The sequence below is a fragment of the Sulfuricaulis sp. genome (assembly GCF_049587675.1).
GTDB lineage: Bacteria > Pseudomonadota > Gammaproteobacteria > Acidiferrobacterales > Sulfurifustaceae > Sulfuricaulis.
The window spans coordinates 1-1,624 of the sequence record NZ_JBAVEJ010000022.1 but is presented as its reverse complement, the minus strand read 5'-3'; the positions used below and the strand labels follow the sequence as shown (position 1 = coordinate 1,624).

Genomic DNA, 1,624 nt, shown 5'->3' with positions numbered 1-1,624 from the left:
ATCCTATCCCATTACCTTGGTGGCTTGTCCGACATCCGAGACCTCCATGTAAATTGATGCTCGACAATCGACGCGAATGAATCCAAATCAGGAAGAGGTCGCGCATTCCTTCGTTGGTGTCGGGGACCGAGGACTCAACATCGCCTGGGTCGATTCGGGCCGTTGCCGATTGATAAGGCGGAGCGCAGTACCGAGGGAAGCCGGACGCAGAAGTGCTCGGTGTTCGCGCTTGTGCGGCCGCCTAGTAGACTGTAACACTTAAAACGGTAGTATCATCGTGCCTGCGGAGGGTGCGATGAAACTCACCAAGAGCGAGCAAACTGAATTGCAGCGGCAGGCCAGTGCCAGGAATGGTCGAGCGGACTCGGCGCGTCGTGCGCGGCTGGTACTGCTGCTTGCCGAAGGCTGCACCTGGGCCGAGATCCGGACCAAGCTTGATTGCGCCGACAGCTACATTAGTCGGTGGAGCAAGCGCTTCGAGACCGAGCGGCTGGCCGGGCTGTTTGCGCGGCATGCGGGACGTGAGCGCTACAAGGTCACGGATCGGCTGGAAGCACGCGTACTGGCGTGGACGACCAAGCGCAAGCCGGCCGACGGTTCGACGCACTGGTCCTCGCGCAGGCTGGCCGCCGAATTGGGTGGCGACATATCGCACATGACGGTTACGCGCATCTGGGCCAAGCACGGCCTGAAGCCGCATCGGCTTGAGGGTTACATCGCTTCGAACGATCCCGACTTCGAGACCAAGGCCGCTGACGTGATTGGGCTGTATCTGAACCCACCGCAGCATGCCGCGGTGTTCTGCGTGGACGAGAAGACGGCGATTCAGGCCCTCGATCGCAAGGACCCGGTGTTGCCGCTGTCGCCGGGACGTGCCGAGCGGCACGGCTTCGAATACTTTCGTCACGGCACACTGTCGCTGTATGCGGCCTTCAACACGAAGACTGGGGAAGTGCTCGGCAAGACCGCCGAGCGCCACACCTCGGCCGAGTTCGTCGCGTTCCTCAACGACATCGTCGTCAACCAGCCGCGCGGCAAGGAGATCCACGTCATCGCTGACAACCTCTCGGCGCACAAGACCAAGCGCGTCGACGAATTCCTCGCGGAGTATCCCAACGTTCACCTGCACTTCACTCCCACCTACTCGTCGTGGTTGAACCAGGTCGAACTGTGGTTCGCCAAGATCGAACGCGACGTGATCGCCCGCGGTGTGTTCACTTCGGTGCCCGATCTGAAGAGGAAACTCATGCGTTACATCCGCCAGTACAACACGCAGGCCAAACCCGTGAAATGGAAGTACTTCGATCCATCGCGTCGAATTACTCCCGATTCAACCGTTACAGTCCACTAGTTTCCCACCGTGGCGGTGTCGCGCGCCAACCTTCGCGAAGGCGTCGCGTGAGCAGGACGTCCGCGTTCTCGCAGCACCGGTTGAAGCAGGCGATGCCCTTGTGGCAGCGGAAGCGGAAGTTGTCGCCGAGCGCGAGCTGCACCGGCTGCACCGGCGAAACCGGCATCGGGTCGTTGATTTGTGCCGTCATGTGAGATCACCTCTTGCCGACGGGGCGAGTCTGGGGGAGGCCCCTTTGAGCGCCACGCCGGACCTGCACAAGTAGGAATGGTG

At 61.2% G+C, this 1,624-nt stretch carries 2 protein-coding genes; one reads left to right on the top strand and one right to left on the bottom strand.

Going from position 1 to position 1,624, the window contains the following annotated elements:
- Window positions 1–295: 295 nt before the first annotated feature.
- Window positions 296–1,351 (top strand): IS630 family transposase, encoded by a 1,056-nt coding sequence (locus WB402_RS00970; RefSeq protein WP_424204862.1) that lies wholly within the window; start codon window positions 296–298, stop codon window positions 1,349–1,351.
- Here WB402_RS00970 and WB402_RS00965 read toward each other — a convergent pair.
- Window positions 1,338–1,541 carry a hypothetical protein gene (locus WB402_RS00965; RefSeq protein ID WP_424204860.1) on the bottom strand — a complete coding sequence of 68 codons (204 nt, stop codon included), beginning with the start codon at window positions 1,539–1,541 and terminating at the stop codon, window positions 1,338–1,340. The genes WB402_RS00970 and WB402_RS00965 overlap by 14 nt on opposite strands.
- Window positions 1,542–1,624: the final 83 nt, after the last annotated feature.